This is a genomic window from Photobacterium sp., assembly GCF_057456235.1.
On record NZ_JBVCPH010000013.1, the window covers coordinates 25,169 to 41,668 of the forward strand.

At 42.8% G+C, this 16,500-nt stretch carries 15 protein-coding genes and 1 pseudogene; 11 read left to right on the top strand and 5 right to left on the bottom strand.

The annotated features are described in order from the left end of the window. Nucleotides 1-69: 69 nt before the first annotated feature. Together AC2204_RS14565 and AC2204_RS14570 are read left to right on the top strand one after the other, a co-directional pair. A complete protein-coding gene (locus AC2204_RS14565; protein WP_318926403.1) occupies nt 70-1,674 on the top strand; it encodes an ABC-F family ATPase in 1,605 nt (534 codons plus the stop codon). Between the two features lie 269 nt (nt 1,675-1,943). After that, the gene (locus tag AC2204_RS14570) at nt 1,944-2,375 is read left to right on the top strand and encodes a hypothetical protein (RefSeq protein ID WP_318926404.1); all 432 of its coding nucleotides are present in this window, start codon (nt 1,944-1,946) and stop codon (nt 2,373-2,375) included. A 96-nt stretch (nt 2,376-2,471) separates the two neighbouring features. Here the strand turns inward: AC2204_RS14570 and AC2204_RS14575 are convergent, their stop codons facing one another. Next, nucleotides 2,472-3,866, bottom strand: coding sequence for an ATP-binding protein (locus AC2204_RS14575; RefSeq protein WP_318926405.1), 1,395 nt, complete (start codon nt 3,864-3,866; stop codon nt 2,472-2,474). Between the two features lie 261 nt (nt 3,867-4,127). Here AC2204_RS14575 and AC2204_RS14580 point away from each other — a divergent pair, with 261 nt between their 5' ends. Further along, nucleotides 4,128-4,757 (top strand): hypothetical protein, encoded by a 630-nt coding sequence (locus AC2204_RS14580; RefSeq protein ID WP_318926406.1) that lies wholly within the window; start codon nt 4,128-4,130, stop codon nt 4,755-4,757. Nucleotides 4,758-4,828: 71 nt separating this feature from the next. Here the strand turns inward: AC2204_RS14580 and AC2204_RS14585 are convergent, their stop codons facing one another. Next, nucleotides 4,829-5,497, bottom strand: a complete 669-nt coding sequence (locus AC2204_RS14585) for a response regulator transcription factor (protein WP_318926407.1) — start codon at nt 5,495-5,497, stop codon at nt 4,829-4,831. Between the two features lie 226 nt (nt 5,498-5,723). Between AC2204_RS14585 and AC2204_RS14590 the strand changes: the two genes are divergently transcribed. From AC2204_RS14590 to AC2204_RS14605, 4 genes are all read left to right on the top strand, one after another. Further along, nucleotides 5,724-6,719 carry a lipoyl protein ligase domain-containing protein gene (locus tag AC2204_RS14590; RefSeq protein WP_318926408.1) on the top strand — a complete coding sequence of 332 codons (996 nt, stop codon included), beginning with the start codon at nt 5,724-5,726 and terminating at the stop codon, nt 6,717-6,719. Between the two features lie 112 nt (nt 6,720-6,831). Then, nucleotides 6,832-7,122, top strand: a complete 291-nt coding sequence (locus AC2204_RS14595; protein ID WP_318926409.1) for a hypothetical protein — start codon at nt 6,832-6,834, stop codon at nt 7,120-7,122. A gap of 500 nt (nt 7,123-7,622) precedes the next feature. Further along, nucleotides 7,623-8,579, top strand: coding sequence for a trypsin-like peptidase domain-containing protein (locus AC2204_RS14600; protein ID WP_318926410.1), 957 nt, complete (start codon nt 7,623-7,625; stop codon nt 8,577-8,579). A gap of 134 nt (nt 8,580-8,713) precedes the next feature. Continuing rightward, nucleotides 8,714-9,244 carry a hypothetical protein gene (locus AC2204_RS14605; RefSeq protein ID WP_318926411.1) on the top strand — a complete coding sequence of 177 codons (531 nt, stop codon included), beginning with the start codon at nt 8,714-8,716 and terminating at the stop codon, nt 9,242-9,244. Nucleotides 9,245-9,688: 444 nt separating this feature from the next. Here AC2204_RS14605 and AC2204_RS14610 read toward each other — a convergent pair whose 3' ends face one another. Next, complete coding sequence (locus AC2204_RS14610; protein WP_413466708.1) at nt 9,689-9,850, bottom strand: phage virion morphogenesis family protein; 162 nt, start codon at nt 9,848-9,850, stop codon at nt 9,689-9,691. 422 nt (nt 9,851-10,272) lie between these two features. Here AC2204_RS14610 and proV point away from each other — a divergent pair, with 422 nt between their 5' ends. From proV to proX, 3 genes are read left to right on the top strand one after another with little or no spacing between them, the layout of a single operon-like run. Further along, on the top strand, nt 10,273-11,460 hold the full coding sequence (gene proV / locus AC2204_RS14615; RefSeq protein ID WP_318926412.1) for a glycine betaine/L-proline ABC transporter ATP-binding protein ProV: 1,188 nt from the start codon (nt 10,273-10,275) through the stop codon (nt 11,458-11,460). Beyond that, nucleotides 11,461-12,552, top strand: coding sequence for a glycine betaine/L-proline ABC transporter permease ProW (gene proW, locus AC2204_RS14620; protein ID WP_318926413.1), 1,092 nt, complete (start codon nt 11,461-11,463; stop codon nt 12,550-12,552). It begins immediately after the preceding gene. Next, complete coding sequence (gene proX, locus AC2204_RS14625; protein WP_318926414.1) at nt 12,545-13,552, top strand: glycine betaine/L-proline ABC transporter substrate-binding protein ProX; 1,008 nt, start codon at nt 12,545-12,547, stop codon at nt 13,550-13,552. The genes proW and proX overlap by 8 nt, the downstream gene beginning before the upstream one ends. A gap of 53 nt (nt 13,553-13,605) precedes the next feature. On the opposite strand, the gene AC2204_RS14630 is transcribed toward proX, so the two are convergent. Beyond that, nucleotides 13,606-13,764 (bottom strand): hypothetical protein, encoded by a 159-nt coding sequence (locus AC2204_RS14630; protein WP_318926415.1) that lies wholly within the window; start codon nt 13,762-13,764, stop codon nt 13,606-13,608. 589 nt (nt 13,765-14,353) lie between these two features. Here AC2204_RS14630 and AC2204_RS14635 point away from each other — a divergent pair. Beyond that, nucleotides 14,354-15,499, top strand: a complete 1,146-nt coding sequence (locus AC2204_RS14635) for a dipeptidase (RefSeq protein ID WP_318926416.1) — start codon at nt 14,354-14,356, stop codon at nt 15,497-15,499. A gap of 195 nt (nt 15,500-15,694) precedes the next feature. On the opposite strand, the pseudogene AC2204_RS14640 reads toward AC2204_RS14635, so the two are convergent. Continuing rightward, nucleotides 15,695-16,267: pseudogene (locus AC2204_RS14640) on the bottom strand (transposase). Between the last annotated feature and the right edge of the window lie 233 nt (nt 16,268-16,500).

A 16,500-nucleotide genomic window follows, 5' to 3' on the forward strand; every position in this document is an offset into this window, starting at 1 on the left:
CTTTCATTTCTGTTGATTTGGCATATCTGACTAAGCAATTAGCCCACCTTAATACCTAGGAATACTTCTTTGATCTCAACCGCTAACATCACCATGCAATTCGGCGCCGAGCCTTTATTTGAAAACATTTCTGCTAAGTTTGGTAACGGTAACCGTTACGGCTTAATCGGAGCCAATGGATGTGGTAAATCAACGTTCATGAAGATTCTTAGTGGCGCACTGGCTCCAAGCTCTGGCAATGTCTCGATCTCTCCTGGATTAAAACTTGGCGTACTAAGCCAGGACCAATTTGCCTTTGAGCAATACAATGTTATCGACGTTGTAATAATGGGTGACCGTAAACTTTGGGAAATCAAACAAGAACGTGACCGTATTTATTCATTGCCAGAAATGAGCGAAGAAGACGGCATGAAAGTCGCAGAACTTGAGAGTGAATTCGCAGAAATGAACGGCTATACCGCAGAAAGCCGTGCTGGCGACATTTTGCTTCAAGCTGGTATCGAAGAAGAATTCCATTTCGGCTCGATGCAACACGTTGCGCCAGGCTGGAAACTGCGAGTGCTACTGGCGCAAGCACTTTTCGCCAACCCTGATATCTTGTTGTTAGATGAACCAACCAACAACTTGGATATTCATACGATTAACTGGCTTGCTGAAGAACTTAATCAACGTAAGTGTACGATGATCATCATCTCGCATGACCGTCACTTCTTGAACTCGGTATGTACCCACATGGCGGATATCGATTACGGTGAGCTTCGTATTTACCCGGGTAACTACGAATACTTCCTTGAAGCGTCAGGCCTGATCCGCGAACAGTTACTGGCAAGCAATGCTAAAAAATCAGCTGAGATTAGCGAGTTGCAAGATTTCGTCAATCGATTTGGGGCAAACGCCTCTAAAGCTAAGCAAGCAAGTTCTCGTGCTAAGAAGATGGATAAAATTAAGCTAGACGAAGTTAAATCGACTAGCCGTATTAGCCCGTCGATTAATTTTGGTGAAGGCAAGAAGCTGCACCGCCAAGCACTTGAACTGCAGGATTTAGGTCATGCATTTGAAGATGAACTCCTGTTCGAAAAAGGTAACTTACTTCTCGAAGCTGGTACTCGCTTAGCGGTAATTGGCGAAAATGGTGTAGGTAAAACCACACTGCTACGCTGCCTGGTAAAGGAATTAGAGCAAAATAAAGGCATTGTAAAATGGTCTGAGAATGCTTCTATTGGTTACTGTCCACAAGATAGTACGGCTGACTTCGACAACGACTTAAGCATCTTCGATTGGATCTCACAGTGGCGCACAACGAAGCATGATGACTTGATGGTTCGTGGTATTTTAGGTCGCTTGCTGTTTACTGCCGATGATGCAAATAAACAAGCAAAGAACTGTTCTGGTGGCGAAAAAAACCGCTTATTGTTTGGTAAGTTAATGATGCAAGACATCAATGTTCTCGTTATGGATGAACCAACGAACCACATGGATATGGAAGCGATTGAAGCGCTTAATAACGCACTCAAAAGTTATCAAGGTACGCTTATTTTTGTGAGCCATGACCGCGAGTTTGTATCGTCTCTTGCAACTTCTATTATTGATGTGAAAGACAAGAAGCTCGTTAACTTCCAAGGCACTTATGACGAGTACCTTTCGCATCAACAAAAAGCGTTAGATGCCGCATAAGCATTTCAGACTGAAAACAAGCTGCCGAGGATTTCTTATTGCTCGGCAGTTGCAAACCATTTAGAAAGCCTTAGTCGGCTGAACCTGAGATCAACTCACTTCGCCATTGAGCCCCACATAGTCAAAGATTCGCCTTCTTAAAGGTCGAGTGCCCAGATCCGCGTCGCGCACCGGGCTGATGAGCAATATTTGTCATTTTGAGGCTTTTTGGTGATTTTCGAAGATAACAGTATAATGCCGACGATTTTATTGATTATGCGGTATTTAAAGTGACGCAACTGACCTTAGAAGCAATTCACCAGCAACTGACAGCATTAAGATTTAACCCGGATAACATCCGAATTGTCACTGTCAATGCAATGGATGAAGACATATTAGAAACTTGTACAACGAAAGAAGACGAGAGCTTTTACAATAGCTATATGAATGTCATTTATGGCAAAGGTGAAAGATACGTGCTGGGTTATCGTTGTGAAGATCCTTTGGTTGACCAAGCCATTATCAAGAAAGGGGATCAGTATTTCGACCCGACGATGCAAGCCAATAGCGATTTCAAACCGTACCAGTATGCTGTGTTAACGGAATTTAAAGTGTTCGACATGATGAAACATGCCAAGTCGAACAAAGACTTCCCGCCAGATGTCGACTATCTTTTCACTAAAGCAAAGCATTTCAAAAATATCATTAATACTGTTAAGTAAGTTTGTATGCTGCTACCGATCAAGTAAGCATTGATATTACCGGGTGATACAAAAGGCACGCAAAGATTTCAGGGCTTGCGCGTGCCTTTTAGTGAACTACCCGGCAACAGGAAACGATAACGTAATCCGTAACCCGCCCTGCTCTCGGTTTTCAGCCTTCACTTTACCTTTCATAACCGTCATCGACTCTTTTACAATCGCTAAACCCAGCCCATAACCACCAGACTGTTTATCTCGTGCAGCTTCGAGCCGGGTAAAGGGATCAAATATCCGCTTGATGTGCTGCTTCGCAATCCCTTGGCCATTATCCTCAACAGTCACCGTTACAAACTGACCGTCCTCTTTAATAGACGGTTTAACCGATAATGTGATTTCTGCCGTTTCTCCGGCATATTTAATTGCATTGCCCAGCAGATTCTTTACCACCCGCAGCACCAGGCGGCTGTCAGCGAGTACCATTGCAGTTGCATTCTCCAACTCGCAAGCAATAGATTGTTCCGGTTTTAATGACTGCAGACTTTCCTCAACCTGGATCTGGCATAAAGTTTCCAGCTGCACCGGCACTAAACTTGCTGAATAGCAGGTGTTTTCCAACCGGCTGAGTTCCAGAATTTCCGTAACGAGATCATTCATTTCATCAGATTCACGCTCTAATTTGTCCAGCAGCGGCTGGGTTTCTGCAGGAATACGTTTTCGTAGCAAGTGCAGCGCAAGACTATGGCGTGCCAGTGGCGTTCTCAACTCATGGGACACATCACGGATCAACCTATTTTGCTTTTCAGCCAACACCTGAATACGGTCAGTCATATGGTCGAAATCACAGGCAAGCGCATTAAATTCAGTGACACTGTCACCCACCTCGTCGGCAACCCTGACATTGAAATCCCCGTCAGCAAGACGGCGACTGGCCTTCTGAAGCTGATGCAACGGGCGCTGTAAATAACGGGCCAGAAGCAGCGAAAATACACTTAGGATCAAGGCGGCAATGATCACCTGAATAATACCAAAGTAATATGGAAAGTTTCGTGCCGGATGTAATTGATGGGGAAACTGGATCACCAGCTGATTACCACCATTCAATGGCAAGGCAATAACAGGCTGATTGACCCTATTTTCCAATACCGTATCGATCTTACGAATATAATTCAGCTTAAATTCAAAGTGCGGGTGCATTTCGCGACCGCTGACAGGCTTGTTTTTCCCATCTAACACAAACAGGTAGTAATGCTGACCTCTCTCCCAATCCGCCAATTCATCCAGATCCCCTTCGGCGATCAATACGTCGGCCTGATAAGCCAGATCTAACATCTGTTCCTGCACTTTCTCAGGTACATGCAGCATCGATTTAATCAAGGCGACTTCAGCAGCATTCTGTACGCCAAGGATCAACAATAAGCTCACCGCAAAATACGAAAAAAGGCGAAAAGCTAGACCGCCTCGATCACCAAGGAAAAAAACTGATGCAAAATAATTATAACTAATCGATTTCATTTTTTTATTTAGCCAACCCTTCGATCAACACCGCCAATACAAGCCTAGAAAACGGGTAACAACGTGATTTTCCATATCAAAAAAAACCTCATTTCGTGGTATCGTTCATATCTTGGCATTCAAATGATTAACATCCAGATAAGTAACGTGTTTAAATGCGCTTTGTAGAATATACTGTCCATCCTTTTGTGAAATAGATTAAGCCGTTAGCCTTTTTCACCAGGGAGATAAGGGCTCAGGCATGACAAGGAATGTTTACCGGTGAAATATATCTTCATTTGCTTTTTCAGTTTTGTCCTTTTAGGCTGCTCCTCGGGTCTTGACATTACATTGCCAGATAAATACACCGAAGATAATGATCAGCCAAAAGGCTATTTAGTCGGTATGATTGGTGCCACAAGAGCCTTGCCCGCTTCAGGTGAAGCGTTAACCACTACACTCATGATCCGACAGATTGGTGATAACGAAACCATCTCGTTAACTAACGATAATTCTCACTCCGACTTCAAAACACCGTCACTTTTAGGGCAACTTTTCATTCTGCCGCTTCCTGCCGGCGAATATGAGCTCTATCGCATCGTCATTGAAGGCTCTAACGGGAACCAAACCTTCTATACCAGCAGTACAGGTAATCTCGCCCTCAAATTTAGGATTACAGAAGACACAGCCAATTATATTGGTGAGTTTATTGCCATCAGTCGGGTCGTAAAAAGCCAGTTATGGAACTTAGAGTACCCAAGTGGTCGTGGCTACTTCAAACACGGGTATGATGCCAAGCGTGACTCAGCGTTATTTTATCAACTAAAGCCAGACTTAAAGGCTATTAACTTTCAGACTAAAGAGCTGGCCGTTATTAGAAACCGATTAATTTATAGCGACCAAAATCAATAATGTCGAATATACCCAAATCACCTTGAGGTACTCACTGAACGCTGCGTCTTAGAGGCATTGGGGTATCCAGCCTAGCCTACCCCGGCAGTCTCGCTAAAACTGTATCCTTTTCCCCGAATGGTCTTTATATGCTGCTTTGATAAACCAGACTGCACCATTTTTCGGCGGATATTACTGATATGCATATCCAGATTTCGGTCAAACGGGTTAAGGTCTTTTTTCAGAACTTCCTTTTGCAATTCCGCTTTTGCAACCACTATACCGTGATGTTTAATCAAAAAGTCCAGGAGTTCAGCCTCTGTCCCAGTCAAAGGCAAGCGTGAAATTTGCTGTGACAGTTCGGTCTGGTAACAATTAAGACTTTGCCGTTGTCGTTCTAACCCGACTCTTCGCCATATAGCCCTAATACGCCCTAATAATTCAGGTACCCGAAAGGGTTTTGCGACATATTGATCAGCACCCGCTTCGAGACCATCGAGCAAAGATGTTTCATCCCCCAATGCTGTTAACATCAGAATAGGCGTGGCAAAGCGCTGACAAATACGACGAGCGACTTGAATGCCATTAAGATTCGGTAGCATGACATCAAGCAAAACCAGATCAACGGCATGATCTTGCATGTAGGTCAATGCACTCTCGCCACAGTACACACAGTGGACATCGTAGCCCTCTTCACTTAAGACCTCATGTAATAGTTCGCAAAGCTGGATATCATCGTCAACGACAAGAATGTGGGACACAATTTTCACACCTTAATAAAAACAATTCTCATTCTAATTTAAGAGTACTGTAAAGTTCAAGGATAAGAATAAATCTTGTTCCTATTTGATTGACTCTTAACCTGAATTAATCGGTACACCGCACAGCAAACAATAAATCCCCCGTTTACGTATAAAAAACAAATATGCATTAAATTGCATTCATCGTTATAATCGTCAATCTCATAAGGTTTTATAGGCATGTCCGATGGAGTTACATCGATACCTCTCACAATCAACCAATCCGTGGTTTAACCAGGCGGTTGAAGACGTGCTGTTTAATTCCCTATCGCCTGGTCAATGCGTTTTGTTTGTCTGGCGTAACCGCTCATCAGTGAACATCGGCAAAGATCAAAATCCCTGGTTAGTATGCAATACCCGAAATGTTCACCGGAAGAGCCTGAGCATCGTTCGTCGCCATACTTATGGAGGGGCTATTTATCAAGATCCCGGCCATACCAATTTTTCACTCATGGGAAATGCGAACGACATCAATACCGCTGTGGTAAAAGGGATTCTCACGACCTTAATAGGCAAGCTTAAGATCAAGGCCGAATGCAATGACAACAACGAAATTATGATAGGAAAGAAAAAAATATCTAATACTGCGACGAGCATTGTTAATGGTAACTTCATGCAGCATTGCACTATCAGAGTACAAACTGACTTATCAGCGGTAGAAGAGTTTATGCTGCAGCATGAGGAAAATGACAATCAAACCTCTTCAATTACCACTAAATATGGCAACCTCTGCGAATCAAATCCTCGTATTCAACATGAGACCATCGAGAGAGCCTTGGCCAGCGCTTGCAGTGAGCACTTTACCGTCATGCCACAAGAAAGAAGACTTAATATCAATCCTTTACCTGATTTACCGGGGTTGGGAACAAAACTTCACCTTATTTCAAGCTGGGATTGGAATTATGGTCAGTCTCCTCCATTTCATCGCCAGCTGAATGGTCGTTTTAGGTGGGGAACAATCCAATTGGAACTCACTATAATTAAAGGCACAATTGCCTATATTCACTGCGATTGTACTAACCCACTCCGCATTCTGTTCAATACCTTTTCTGAAAGAATGATGGGTTACCCCTACCAGGCTAAATCGGTCATGCCCGTAATTAGCACCATGATGGTCGACTTCGGGGAAAGCCAGCATGAGTTGTTTCAATTCGCCCGTTGGCTGGAAAATGAGTTTACGTAACTCCCTTTTACATCTTTGATGCTAAAGCTTTTTTCAATAGTTGAAGTAAATCAAAATCGCGATTGTTACATACAGATTTCAGCTATAATCTATTGACTTTACCGGAGTCAGCATGATTTCTAGCCTTGAAGCATTTCCCACAGAGTTATGCACAGCTTCTGTGGATAACGATAATTTTCACAGTTACCCACAGGCCATTACAAGATCCCATTTATTACATGCAACTTCTGATTTCCTTGCTATTTCTGCAAAAGAAAACATCACTTTTAAACCAAAGCTGCAAAAAAGCACTCTCCCCGGCATCGACAATAGTTATGCACAATTACATTTCACTTTTAAATTTTCCGTTAATGTATCGCTCACATCCGCTTCAAAAATTTTGCCTTTGTCCTCGCCTTACTGATGGTGCTTTCAATGCAGCCTCTATCAGAGCCTGCTTTTAGTTCCACTATCTGCTGAACCAGGCCGTTATCTGACTGATTTAACTCAGCGGCCAATACGGCAAGGTTACCGGTAAGGTTGGCAGATAAGACTGCCTGAGCGATTTGAGTGCGTTTGATGTTTTCATAGCGCCATGATGGCGCTATTTAGTTAGGGGGCGTGGTGGAAGTGTTTCCTAAAAAATCGGGTATAACCTCAATGAAAGTCTCCTTTTTGTCCATTTGCCTAGATTTCAGGTTCAGATCTCATTTCGTTAGATTCATGCAGCTTTGGTGTGCAGAAGTAAAGTAAACTTTCATTACATTGATGCATGATAAGATAGGCATAAGTGCGTTGAATGTACGATATAAGGCTGAATGTGCGTTTTCCTATGCTAATTCAGCAAATTAACGTAATTGGTATTTTGCGAACTAAAATTATCTCTAATTTTTTTGATGTTTGCCTGAGAGGATGGATTTGGAAGTGAAAGTCAAATTATTCAATGTGAGTTTGTTAGCCGTTATTGTTTTTTCAGCGAGCAGTCAAGCAGCTAATATAACAGCTGAGAAACTATACAATCAGTATAAAAATAAATCCGATAATAAAGCTTTCTCTATTGGTATCAATGGAGTTGCTGGAACTGCATGGGGAGCATCTACAAAAGAAGAAGCTATGAATCTAGCTCAAGATACTTGTAAAAGTTCTGGTGGGTTAAATTGTAATGTAACCGAAGTCAATGGTCGGCCACTTTCCAATAATGATTCTCAGGTGAAAAATTTTAGGACTGTAAATAACTATAATATTGTTTCAAATGGTGTTAATTACAAACCTGATTTGAGTATTAGCTCCACAGGCTTCTTTATAAATAAGAATTATTTACTAACAACTAGTAATGCTGTTGAAAGTTGCTCAAAGGTTAATTATAAAAGAAATGGTCGGTTGATTGAAGCAACAGTAATTAGAACAGATAAAATTAATAATATATCGATTCTGAAATCAGCGATTCCTAATGATACCTATGCAATTATAAGTTCTAAGAAGAGAACGTCCCAAGGCGAACGCACTTATACATATGGGTTTGAATTTTCCGATATGGGAAATTCTAAGATACCATCTTATCAAGGTAAAATTACCGACGGGATAGTTAGTAGAGCATCAGGCAGCTATAACGATATTCGAATTATGACAATCACTAATGAAATAAGCAGAGGAGATATTGGTGCTCCAGTTATGTCAGAAAATGGTGATGTGATTGGTATCGTTACAAGTGATAAGAAAAATTCAATGAAATCATCCATACTAAGTATCTTTTTGAATGAACAAAACGTTTCTTATCATATGACCGATAAGAAGACTGCTGACAATAAGATCTCACCTTCAGATATTGCAGATAAAAGTCAAAAATTCTCTGTGCCATTGGTGTGTTTAAAGGAAGCATAATTTAACGTTCTAATTTGACTTAGTAACCCCGTCTAGTAATACGGGGTGAAAGGTTTTTTGAGTGCGTCATACCCTACAGCGCGGTACGGCTCTCCAAAGGTGCAACCTTGCTCATACCTGGTAAATGTGTTCAAATGCAACCTCTTGATATTATTTATTTTATATGGGTTGAAGTTGTGTGTTTTTTGAATAGGTTTAATATTACCCGCATAATGATTGTAGGTATGCTATCTGTGCTAGCTATAGGTTGCAGTGGTGATGATGATGGCGATAGTTCAAGTGAAAAAGATTCAGTTTTGATTGAAAAAAATGCGTATTACACTTATGAGTTTACGGTTGCCGCTAATCAGCAGACGAATGTAAAAGTGGCTCCTGCCTCTCCTGTTGCTAATGGTTCTGCTGGTCCTATTGACGATATTGTTTCAGAAGCGTTTATTATTGATAAGTCTAATTATTTAAGTTGGGTTGATCAAACTCAGCTTAATCAATTTTCAGATGTGATTATTGAACACACCTACTCTTTTCTTCCTCTTCGAGAAAGATACGAAACAGACTGGATTAATTTACCTAAGGGGACTTATTATTTGTTAATTGAAAACACTAATTATGGTTTTATGATGCCCGTTGGGACTTCCAATGTCATGTTTTCAATTCATCATAAGTAGATTTAATATTGAATTGTCAGGGTGAGTATGAGTCAGAACTAATCATAGGAACCATCGCCCAAAGTTTTGATTCATTTCTGGCGGTGATCTCCCTACTTTATATAGTCAAATTAGTGTTCATTCTTAAGAGAATCCATAATGGAAAAGACTCTAATCTGTCCGGTTTGTGGTTCATGCGAATACATGCAATCGCGTACTCTTGGAGTTAGGGTTTGCCTTTGTGGTTTAGTCATATTTGAGGCGGTAAGCAGAGCCGAAGCCCCGCTATCATTTTCATCTATTGATAAGACAACTATACCGTAATATCCACTACAATCTCGGCTCACAGGCAATTCAGACCCCGTTTAAACCCTTCCAAAAACGTTTAACACTTTTTCACCCACACGGTTGCACCAGAAACTGATTCAATCGCTTAGCTTGAGATACAGGGGCTTTAGTCTGCGGTCAGAAAATCAGCCATGATCTGATAAATTGCCTCGGTATCTGCATCTGAACACCCAACCACGGCCTTGTGGGAACGACGGTGTTTTGTGGCGACATATCGGCTTTGCCGCCGTAATGATGGATTGCGCCATATTCTAACGGGGTGCCGAACGCGAACGACATCGGCTGTGCCTGATAGTTCAGCTCGCGGCCTAAGTGCTATTTAGTCAGGTCGATATCACCGCGTGGTCGGCTGTCAGCGGCCAATATTTATGGTGCAGATCAGATGGTCTTATTAACCCTCTCAAATTACTTTGTACTCGAACTATATTTATATTTTCAATGTTAGGATGATGTTATGACACATCTGTCACACCTCTCTATTACACGCGCTATTTATCAAAAATAAAAAGCGTTTTCGGATATCAACACCCAACACAAAGCCATTTAAATCAAAGCCTTAACAGAGTTATAATTCAACATTCTATTTTCCCATCAAATATTCTCCCCAGTAAAAATACATGATTAACCTTGATTACAAAGCCAAAATTACTTAGAGTACTAACTGTTTGTTTGTATTTCGACACCTTAAAAGGACTGACAACATGGATCCCATACTTGAAGTTAAGGGCATGTACAAAGTGTTTGGGAATGACACTGACCGCGCATTTTCAATGATCAATGAAGGTGCCGACAAAGATGAAGTTTTCGAAAAAACCGGCTTAACCATTGGGGTTAATGACGTTTCTCTAAGTATCAATGAGGGCGAAATCTTTGTCATTATGGGGCTTTCTGGCTCTGGTAAGTCTACCTTGGTTCGTCTACTCAACCGACTCATTGAACCAACTCGTGGTAACGTATTGCTTAAAGGCAAAGACATTGCCCACATTTCAGAAGACGAACTTCGTCAGGTACGCCGCAACAACATTTCTATGGTGTTTCAGAACTTCGCCCTCATGCCACACATGACGGTGATTGAAAACGCTGCCTTTGGCTTAGAGCTCGCGGGAATTGAACTGGATAAGCGCCGTGAATGCGCATTAAGTGCATTAGAGCGTGTAGGTTTAGGCGCTTACCCGGAATCTTATCCAGATGAATTATCCGGTGGTATGAAGCAGCGTGTTGGCCTAGCCAGAGCCTTGGCTTGTGACCCTGACATCTTGCTCATGGATGAAGCTTTTTCTGCTTTAGACCCGTTGATTCGAACTGAAATGCAAGATGAGCTGATCCGTCTGCAAAATGACGACAAGCGTACGATTGTGTTTATTTCTCACGATCTGGATGAAGCGATGCGAATTGGTGACCGCATTGCTATTATGCAAAACGGCGAGGTGGTTCAAGTTGGCACACCAGATGACATTCTCAATAATCCGGCCAATGATTATGTGGAAGCCTTCTTCCGCGGTGTGAATGTTGCCAGTGTCCTGACGGCGAAAGACATTGCACGTAAAAAACCGGCCGCGGTGTTTAAAAAATCCGAGCATGATGGCCCCGCCTCTGCCCTAAAAACCTTAATCGATAATGATAGAGATTATGGCATCGTCGTAGATAAGACGAGTCATTATTCTGGCATCGTCTCTGTTGATTCTTTGCGTCAAGCGCACAAAGAGAACCGCACGTTAGTGAGTGCTCAGATCGAGAAAGGACTAACCCTCAAACCCGACCAGCCTATTAACGATATCTTGGGTGTGGTGGCGAGCATGCCTTATTCGGTGCCTGTAGTAGACGATAACGGTCACTACTTTGGCGTTGTGACGAAATCACGACTTCTTCAGACGTTAGACAAGGGATAAATGATGTCATCAGAAACGAATAACGATCCGTGGTCACAGCCTGCGAGTGAACCCGCGGATGATCCTTGGAGTAACACGAGCGATAATACATCACATGCCAATGACTGGCTAAACAGCGAAACCGTGGAAGCGACCTCGTTTGATATATTAAACCCATTCGAAGAGGCCGTTCTTCCTGTCGATAACTGGATTGAATCAGGATTGAATTGGTTAGTCGAACATGGACGCCCAGTATTTCAAGCCATTCGTGTTCCCATCGATTTTATTCTTAGCTCCTTTGAAACCGCCTTAGTTTCAACGCCTGCGCCATTCATGCTTATTTTATTATTTTTATTAGCATGGCAATTTTCCAATCTAAAGCTTGGGGTTGCGACGGCAGTATCCTTTACCTTTATCGGTTTAATCGGCGCTTGGTCTCAGGCCATGGTGACGCTCTCGCTGGTAATGACATCAGTGTTCTTTTGCCTTCTGATTGGTCTGCCTTTAGGTATTTGGCTCGCTCGTAGTAATACCGCCGCCAAGTTTGTGCGTCCCATTCTTGATGCTATGCAAACCACCCCGGCATTTGTGTACTTAGTGCCTATCGTAATGCTATTCGGTATCGGTAATGTACCAGGTGTGGTGGTGACGATTATTTTTGCCCTGCCGCCAGTGGTTCGCCTAACGATTCTTGGTATTCAACAAGTACCGGAAGAGTTGATAGAAGCGGGACATTCGTTTGGTGCGAGTAAGAAACAGATGCTTTATCGAATTCAGCTTCCATTGGCACTGCCTACCATCATGGCGGGTGTCAATCAAACTCTGATGCTATCACTTTCTATGGTGGTGATTGCCTCCATGATTGCGGTTGGCGGTCTAGGTCAGATGGTACTGCGCGGTATTGGTCGTTTGGATATGGGACTCGCTGCAGTCGGTGGACTAGGAATCGTGACTCTGGCCATCTTACTCGACCGGATAACCCAAGTTTTAGGAGTGAATGCCGGTAATACTAAGCTGCGTTGGTATCACTCGGGCCCTGTTGCTATTTTGCTACAAGTGTTTACTCAGAAAAGTAAAGAAAAATTAAATTTGAGGAGAAGTGGAAATGAATAATTCATGGAAGAAAACGCTAACTGCAAGCATGCTTTCAGCTTTGGCTATATCAACCAATGTTTGGGCTGAAAAACTTCCTGGTGATGGTGTGACCGTGCAGCCTATTCAATCAACCGTTGCTGAAGAGACATTTCAAACACTAATTGTAAACCGTGCGCTTGAAGCGCTAGGCTATGAGGTTAAGGAAACCAAAGAAGTCGATTACAACGTTGGCTATACGTCGATTGCGAAAGGCGACGCTACTTTTCTGGCGGTAGGCTGGTTTCCGCTTCACGCGGACAAATATAACCAAGCAGGCGGCGATGATAAATTTTATCGCAAAGGTCAGTATGTTAGTGGCGCAGCACAAGGTTACCTTATTGATAAAAAAACGGCGGACCAATACGGCATTACCAATATTGGCCAACTAAACGATCCGAAGATAGCGAGGTTGTTTGATGCCGATGGCGATGGAAAAGCGGATTTAACTGGCTGTAATCCCGGATGGGGTTGTGAGTTGGTGGTTGAAGAGCAACTGTCTGCTTATAAACTGCGTGATACGGTAAGCCATAATCAGGGTAACTACGCTGCTATTATCGCCGATACGATTTCACGTTATAAGAACGGCGAATCGATTCTTTATTTTACCTGGACACCGTATTGGGTAAGTGGCGTACTGGTGCCAAATGAAGATGTTGTGTGGCTTGAAGTTCCTTTCTCTGCTTTACCTGGCGAGCGAAAGGGTGTAGATACAACGCTGTCTAACGGTAAAAACTATGGCTTTGAAATGAACGCGATGAATATTATCGCCAATAAAGAATTTACCGAGCAAAACCCTGCTGCAGCGAAATTGTTCGAAATTATGAAACTGAACATCAATGATGTCAGTGCGCAAAATATGATGATGAGTAACGGCAAGAACAGCACGGCGGACATTGAATCGCATGTAAATGGCTGGATTAAAGCCAACCAAGGCCTGTTTGATTCTTGGGTCGCAGAAGCGAAAAAAGTGACGATGTAATCACAACGCATGCCATGCCGCTAATCCGTAATTCTGTTTAACGACGAATTGCTTTAAGCGATTGGCGTCATAGATTTACGCTCTACATCCAACGAACAAGAAGCCAGTAACCACGTGTTACTGGCTTTTTTATTGGATTCGATTTTCATCAAATCAGCCATGGCGTACATTGTCATCAGCAATTTCAGAAATGCTGTTAATCCGTAGTTCAAGCCTGACCTTTCAGTTTTAAAAATCTCCGGCTGTTGTTCCTTTTCTGCCCCCGGGAATTAATTTCGCTCTCCCTATTTAGCTATGTGATTGATCTTCTGGTCAAGACAAGGCTTGCTGGCGGGGGTAAAAATGGTGTCATCATCAGATCCATGCTAACCGATGGCGTAATTTGTTAACAACCACCTCCCCCACCGTAAGTTACAAGAAGTCGTCAGGGTCGATCTTTTAGTACAACGCTCTTAGATCTCTCAGGAAGAAACAAGTATAGGGATCTATTTCAAGATGTGACGGAAGCGAGTTAGCATGGCCCGAGTACAATACTGGCCACAGCTTCGGAGATCTCTTAAAATAAAAAGACGCTGGTGATAACTTTCAGGTTATGAAAATCCATACAGTTATGTACTAACTCATACGGGAGCCGACAGTTCAGTCTTTCAGACTCAACGAATTTGGAATCTCAGACAATCTATTCAACTAAATATTTTGAAACAGTCGATAGCGTATAGTCAGGGCACCATTGGCACCTCATTATGGCGCATAACCTACGCAAGCTTCCACTCTGCGAATGAATAGCAAGAGTACATACATATGAACCGCCTTCTATTGAGCATTGGCTTCATCAGCCTGATAACACTTGTTGTGATTGCACTCTTTATACTTCGCTTTATTGTTTTAAAGGATGTAGACAGCAAAAACAACGTGGTGCTAGATGTCAGTCACTATTCTGTGTCTGCTGAAACCTGGGACTTCCATCAACAAGTTTTCGTTGCCGACTTGCATGCGGACCCGCTTCTTTGGGGAAGAGACCTTAGGATAAGAAACAGATTTGGGCATATTGATATACCCCGCTTGATTGAGGGCGGTCTAGATCTTCAAGTGTTTGGGGTTGTTACTCAGGTTCCCAAGGTTCGCAATTACAACTCTACTAGCAATGAGTCTGATATATTGCCACTTCTGTTTATCAGCTCATGGCGCTCTCCGGTTACCTGGTTTAGCCCGAAGCAGCGTGCTTTAGCTCAGGCAGAGGAACTTCAAGCGCTGGCAAAACAATCGGAACTGACGCTGGTGCTGAAGCAACAAGATCTGAATACGGATGGTGTAAAAGGTCTGCTTTCACTGGAAGGAATGCACGCACTGCAGGGCGGCAGCGATGCCCTGAAAGAGTTTTATCTAGCAGGATACAGGATGATGGGGTTAACTCACTTTTTCGATAATCAAATTGCCGGCTCAGCCCATGGTGTGAGAAAAGGAGGCCTGACAGAATTAGGTCGTGCTCTGATACCACAGATGGAGTCTCTTGGTATTACCATTGATCTGGCTCATGCATCTCCCGCCGCATTCAGAGAAACACTCGAACTTGCAACAAAGCCGGTTGTTGTATCCCACGGGGGTGTGCAGGGTACCTGCCCGGGGAATCGTAATCTCACCGATGAACAAATTGGTGCCGTTGCCAAGAACGCTGGCGTTATTGGTATAGGTTACTGGAAAAGCGCGGTTTGTGATCCCAGCGTAAAAGGGATTGTTAAGGCAATCCTCTATACCATCAAGGTAGCAGGAATTGATCACGTGGGGCTTGGTTCTGATTTTGATGGTTATGTCATAACGCCATTTGATACAACCGGTGTCCCCTTGCTTACCGAGGCACTACTTGCGCAAGGGCTATCACGGGAGGACGTCAGTAAAGTGTTGGGTGGAAACGTTTTTAGGGTTCTGAAATCAAACCTGCCCGAATAAACGGCTTATCACCTCAGGACTTCACCTCTTAAGTGATAATACACATAGCATCATGAAATACTGATCTTATTTCTGAATATCTTTCATAATCACATAAAGCAAAGTGAGCATTAACCTTGTCAAGGTTAGCTGTCGTGGTGATGCGACAAAGCTGCGAGTATCAGTTCTTTCATACCTTTATCTACCTATACCCAATTAACTTGAAGATGCAGGTTTGAGAGTCTGGAAATTATCATTAATTCGAGACGTCAATGACGTCTGCGATCTCAATAAGAGTCACAGTGAAAAATGTCTCGATTGCATCTCTGAATTCCCGTTTATTTTTGAAGTAAACATTATTCCTCGATCTTTCGTTCATCACCTTCCAAAGCCGTTCTATTGGATTAAGATTGGGGCTGTAAGGTGGAAGATAATGAAGCTCAATATTCAAGACAAATGCAGCATCTCTGACCAAGTCACTTCGATGATATCCTGCACCACCTAAGATGATGTGAAGTTTGTGTTCTAATAAAGCCATGGTTTGAATGACTGTTAAATAGCCTGACGCCCCCCCGTTTTCAGGGGTTAGTTTGCCGATAACTCGTAGTCTTTAAGATGACGAAGCACTGTCGTTTCATGGATACGCAAAGCTTGTGAAATCATTGCGGAACTCCAACCTTCGAATGCAAGAAGTACCGCTTTTATGCGGTCACGTACTCGGCCATTACGAGTTTTATCATGCTGGATTTCGAGTTCTTGTTTTTGGCTATCGGCTAGAGAAATTTTCATGGTCCATTGCATGATCCTGATCCACTGGAAAATCAAGCATCTTTAATGATCACGGGGATAAACGTAACATAGTCATGATGCATAAGAGCTGGGGCACATTGATGATTATGGAATACCGGGGCATAACTCATTGGTGTCAAACCCTGCCAACGTCGATCCCAAAGAATGCTTTCAGTATTTGAATTAGTTATTGGTGATTAATACGGTAGGGGAATAAAGGGATTCTTAGCAAA

Coding starts and splice junctions, on each gene's coding strand:
- AC2204_RS14575 (WP_318926405.1), bottom strand. CDS start 3,866: ATGAAATCGATTAGTTATAATTATTTTGCATCAGTTTTTTTCCTTGGT.
- AC2204_RS14590 (WP_318926408.1), top strand. CDS start 5,724: ATGGAGTTACATCGATACCTCTCACAATCAACCAATCCGTGGTTTAAC.
- AC2204_RS14595 (WP_318926409.1), top strand. CDS start 6,832: ATGATTTCTAGCCTTGAAGCATTTCCCACAGAGTTATGCACAGCTTCT.
- AC2204_RS14605 (WP_318926411.1), top strand. CDS start 8,714: ATGCAACCTCTTGATATTATTTATTTTATATGGGTTGAAGTTGTGTGT.
- AC2204_RS14610 (WP_413466708.1), bottom strand. CDS start 9,850: ATGTCGTTCGCGTTCGGCACCCCGTTAGAATATGGCGCAATCCATCAT.
- proV (WP_318926412.1), top strand. CDS start 10,273: ATGGATCCCATACTTGAAGTTAAGGGCATGTACAAAGTGTTTGGGAAT.
- proW (WP_318926413.1), top strand. CDS start 11,461: ATGATGTCATCAGAAACGAATAACGATCCGTGGTCACAGCCTGCGAGT.
- proX (WP_318926414.1), top strand. CDS start 12,545: ATGAATAATTCATGGAAGAAAACGCTAACTGCAAGCATGCTTTCAGCT.
- AC2204_RS14635 (WP_318926416.1), top strand. CDS start 14,354: ATGAACCGCCTTCTATTGAGCATTGGCTTCATCAGCCTGATAACACTT.